The organism is Flavobacterium limnosediminis JC2902 (genome assembly GCF_000498535.1).
GTDB lineage: Bacteria > Bacteroidota > Bacteroidia > Flavobacteriales > Flavobacteriaceae > Flavobacterium > Flavobacterium limnosediminis.
On record NZ_AVGG01000028.1, the window covers coordinates 1 to 4,373 of the forward strand.

The following is a 4,373-nucleotide window of genomic DNA, read 5'->3' on the forward strand; positions in this document are numbered from 1 at the left end:
ACAGAAAGCCGGCGGGACGTTGTGCAACATTTTAGAAAACTGCATGAATAAAACAATAAAATGAAGAAAACATTATTTTTTTTAATTTATTTATTATTTCAAAATATTGGACATTCCCAATTAACCATCGACAGAATTTGGGCTCTCAACGGAAACAAATCAATAACAATAAATGCTATTGTCGATACTTTAGAAATTAACGAAACTAATACAATTGAAATCCTTAGCGCAACAGCCAAAAATAATGATGGGCAAATAATAAAAAGTTCGGAAGCATATCCTGATATGTACTACCATAATTTTGATCGTTGGATACAAATTATCTTTAAATCCCAACCCAAACCAATCTATAGTTTAGATTCTCTAAAAGTTAAAATAAAATACTTTACGCCAACTGAAGAAAACAAGTCTTTAATAACAATTAACAATCCTTTGGAAAAATTTAATTTGAATTTAATTGAAAATGAGTATCCAAAAAAGAAATTCATTATACTTGACTTCTACACATTAAAAAATCTAAAAAAGAAAAACAAAAAGGAATACAAAACTTTGATTGAAAAAATTGAAGAGAGAAATAAAGTTGCAAAAGATTCAATAGCATTATTTATGAATATGGCATTTCAAGAATATAAAAAAATCCCCAATTCAGAATTAAAGAAAAAACTATTAATTTACATAGAAGATGAAGGAAGGCAAATACAAAAAATCGCAACTTATGACAAGAACGGTATGAATATGGATTTCGGGGGATATTATATTTGGTCAAAATCTTATACTTCTCTGCTTCAAATAAAGTCTTATAATTCGATTCCAGAAAATAATTGGATGATAAAACTATATATAGAAAACGAAAAGTCAACGAAAGAAATTGAATTGAAAATGGAAAATATAGTAATTCCTGAAAACAAAAAAATTACTCACTAATAAAAGAAAAACGTCGCACAACAGCGGTTTGCAGCAAGTGGGGTTTTAGGGAAAACTCCAACATCTTTTTGTATATTTGGCTTTAGGAATAAACAAACTAAAGGTACAAAATCCCCACCTGCAGCAAGCCGGCGGGACGTTAGCAGCCATACTGACTCAACGCGACGAAAAAAAAACGAAATAATTTTCCCGTTTTGGGAACTTTTATTATCTTTGTCAAAAATTAAAACATTTGAGAGTAATAGCTAAAAAAATATTGAGGGATTTTTGGGAAATACACGCTGATTGTGAACAACAATTGAAATCGTGGTTTCAGGAAGCGAGTAAAGCCGAATGGAAAAATCCAAACGAAATAAAACTAGATTATCCAAGTGCTAGTATTTTAAATGATAATAGAGTAGTTTTCAATATTAAAGGAAATAATTATAGATTAATTGTTAAGCTAAATTATGATTATCAAATTATTTGGATTCGATTTATTGGAACGCATGCAGAATATGACAAGATTAATGCTAACGAAATTTAAAAGTTATGGAAATTAAACCTATAAAAACAGAAAACGATTATAATCAAGCTTTGGAAAGACTTGAAATAATCTTTGACGCAAAAAGTGGTTCTCCTGAAGGAGACGAACTTGAAGTGCTTGGCATTTTGATTGACCAATACGAAAACGAACACTTCCCTATTGGTTTACCAGATCCAATCGAAGCAATTAAGTTCAGAATGGAACAAATGGGTTACAATCAAAATGATTTAGCCAATATTGTGGGGCTAAAAAGTCGCGCAAGTGAAATTTTAAATAGAAAAAGAAAGCTTTCATTGGAAATGATAAGACAATTACATGAAAGACTTCACATACCTACAGACGTTTTAATCCAAGCTTACTAATAAAAGTACGGCTGCTAACAACGGTTTTATGCAAATGGGGTTTTAGGGCAAAACTCAAACTCCTTTTTGTATATTTGGCTTGGTGATAAAAATAACTAAAGGAACAAAAATCCCCATCTGCATAAAGCCGGCGGGACGTTATGCGTCAGCAATAAAAAACGAAAACTTTAAATAAAATTTGTTTCTTAATCAGGAAACTTTTATCTTTACAAAAAAATTAGAACGGAACATAGAATGGATTATAAATTCAAAGTAGAATTTCTAGAACCTGTTATTGAGTTTTTGGAAAGTTTAGATGAAAAATCGAGAGAAAAAATACTTTACAATATTTGGAAATCAAGAAGCGTAAATGATAACGAACTCTTCAAAAAACTTGATAATGAAATCTGGGAATTCAGAACTTTATATAATAAACAATATTTTCGATTATTTGCATTTTGGGACAAATCTAACAAGCAAGATACAATTGTAATTTCAACACATGGAATTATAAAAAAGACTGATAAAACTCCAAAAGTAGAAATCGAACGTGCAGAATCTCTGAGAATTAAATATTTTAACGAAAAAAAGTAAATCATTATGAAAACATATAATTTAGACGAAGTAACTGATAGATTCGTTGGAAAAAAAGGAACTCAAAATAGAGATGCTTTTGAAAATGAATTGAAGCTTGAACTAATTGGCCAAACTATCAAACAAATTCGTAAAGAAAGAAATTTAACACAGGAACAATTAGGAGAATTAGTTGGTGTAAAAAAAGCACAAATTTCAAAAATTGAAAATAGCTTAACTGATGCAAGATTTGATACAATTATTAAAGTCTTTAAAGCTTTAAATGCTAAGATCAATTTTAACGTTGAGTTACTAAACCAAAAGGTAGCTATTCAATAATTTTGCCGAACGCATAACAGCGGTTTGCAGCAAGTGGGGTTTTAGGGAAAACTCCAACATCTTTTTGTATATTTGGCTTTAGGAATAAACAAACTAAAGGAACAAAATCCCCACCTGCAGCAAGCCGGCGGGACGTTAGCAGCTATATCGGAAAAACTGAACGGAAATGGACGAAATTATCAAACTTGTTAAAGAAATGACTGGAGCAGATAATGTTACCGAAAATAGCGAACTTGAAAATGATTTAGGCTGTACAGGTGACGATTTTTCTGAATTGATGGAAGAATATTCCAAAAAATTCAATGTCGATATGAGTAATTACATTTGGTACTTCCATCATTACGAAGAGGGAAACAGCATAACTTTGAATTTATTCGGTTACAAATCTCCCGCAGAAACGGTTAAACAAATTCCTGTTACTCCTAAAATGCTATATGACTTTTCAAAAATTGGAAAATGGAATATAGAATATCCAGAACATGAAATTCCAAATAATCGTTTAGCAAATTTAGCTAATCAAATTTTGTTACTTTTAATTGCTTCTGCAATAATCCTTATTCTTTTTCTAAAATATTATAATTAGATACAGCTGCTAACAGCGGTTTTAAGAAATTGGGACTTTAGTGTATAATGGAATGGTCTTTTTGTATATTTGACTTCAGTTCTAATGGAATGGTTCGGGAACAAAAATCCCCAACTTCTTAAAGCCGGCGGGACGTTGTGCGACATTTTTGTCGAACGAAACGAGAACGAAACTTAAAACCCAAAATGAATAAAATACTATACTTAATTTTAATAGTTTGCGGACAGTTTTCTTTAGCGCAAAATTTTGAAGATATAGACAAAATAAAGTTTTCTTATTCTATCGGTGGTTCTTCTTGGGGAAATGATGGTATTTATTCAAGAAACGAAATATTTGAATTAGTCAAAAAAGAAAACGGAGACTTTAAGTTTATAAGTCATCTAAAAGTTAATGATGTAGTAAAACACAAAAAATTCACCAAAGACACAGTTGTAATTAAAATTGAAAAATACCCAATAATTACGAAAAATGAAATTCAAAATTTATTGAGAGAATTGAACACTAACAGAGACAACTATACTGAAGAATTCATAAAGCAAAATTTTACAAAACCAACACAAAACGAAATTCTAAAAATCGCCAAAAAATGTAATCAAAAAGATTACTTCAAAAACGATTATGACGAAAAAGAAGATACTCAAAAAAAATATTCTCAGATTCAAGAATATAAATATTTTGATGAATTTATAAACATTGACAAACCTGATATAGAAAATTTTGAATTAACATTTGACGCTTGGAATAGTTTAGGAATAGTAACTTTTGCAAAGGAAAAAACTATAATTTATAACAGTCAGTATTTTAAAAATTGTGGACAACCAATTTCGATCCAAGATATTAATATAAAAGATAGTTTAGGCAAACAAATAATCAATTTAAAAGTAAATCTAATCATTCAAAAAATATTACCTAAAAGCTCCGAAATAAGTAAAATAGTAGATTTGAATAATATTAAATTAAAGTACATAAACTGGTATTTAAAAAATAAAACATCTGAATTTAAATATTAAAACGTCGCACAACAGGCAGTTTGCTGCAAGTGGGGCTTTAAGGCAAAATTTAAAGTTGGTTTTGTGTTTGTAAACTT

General features: G+C 29.5%; 7 protein-coding genes. All 7 read left to right on the top strand.

Features of this window, described 5'->3' with window-relative positions; translation table 11 throughout:
• The first annotated feature begins 60 nt into the window (after positions 1–60).
• The 7 genes from FLJC2902T_RS14815 to FLJC2902T_RS14845 all read left to right on the top strand — a co-directional run bounded on the left by FLJC2902T_RS14815 (position 61) and on the right by FLJC2902T_RS14845 (position 4,296).
• Entirely contained in the window at positions 61–924 is an 864-nt protein-coding gene (locus tag FLJC2902T_RS14815; protein ID WP_023580609.1) for a hypothetical protein, read from the top strand.
• A 232-nt stretch (positions 925–1,156) separates the two neighbouring features.
• Positions 1,157–1,450 carry a type II toxin-antitoxin system HigB family toxin gene (locus tag FLJC2902T_RS14820; protein WP_023580610.1) on the top strand — a complete coding sequence of 98 codons (294 nt, stop codon included), beginning with the start codon at positions 1,157–1,159 and terminating at the stop codon, positions 1,448–1,450.
• A gap of 5 nt (positions 1,451–1,455) precedes the next feature.
• Positions 1,456–1,812 (top strand): helix-turn-helix domain-containing protein, encoded by a 357-nt coding sequence (locus tag FLJC2902T_RS14825; RefSeq protein ID WP_023575027.1) that lies wholly within the window; start codon positions 1,456–1,458, stop codon positions 1,810–1,812.
• A 234-nt stretch (positions 1,813–2,046) separates the two neighbouring features.
• Entirely contained in the window at positions 2,047–2,385 is a 339-nt protein-coding gene (locus tag FLJC2902T_RS14830; protein WP_023580611.1) for a type II toxin-antitoxin system RelE/ParE family toxin, read from the top strand.
• Between the two features lie 6 nt (positions 2,386–2,391).
• Positions 2,392–2,703 carry a helix-turn-helix domain-containing protein gene (locus FLJC2902T_RS14835; protein WP_023580612.1) on the top strand — a complete coding sequence of 104 codons (312 nt, stop codon included), beginning with the start codon at positions 2,392–2,394 and terminating at the stop codon, positions 2,701–2,703.
• A gap of 166 nt (positions 2,704–2,869) precedes the next feature.
• On the top strand, positions 2,870–3,286 hold the full coding sequence (locus FLJC2902T_RS14840) for a DUF1493 family protein (protein WP_023580613.1): 417 nt from the start codon (positions 2,870–2,872) through the stop codon (positions 3,284–3,286).
• 185 nt (positions 3,287–3,471) lie between these two features.
• Positions 3,472–4,296 carry a hypothetical protein gene (locus tag FLJC2902T_RS14845; RefSeq protein WP_023580614.1) on the top strand — a complete coding sequence of 275 codons (825 nt, stop codon included), beginning with the start codon at positions 3,472–3,474 and terminating at the stop codon, positions 4,294–4,296.
• Positions 4,297–4,373: the final 77 nt, after the last annotated feature.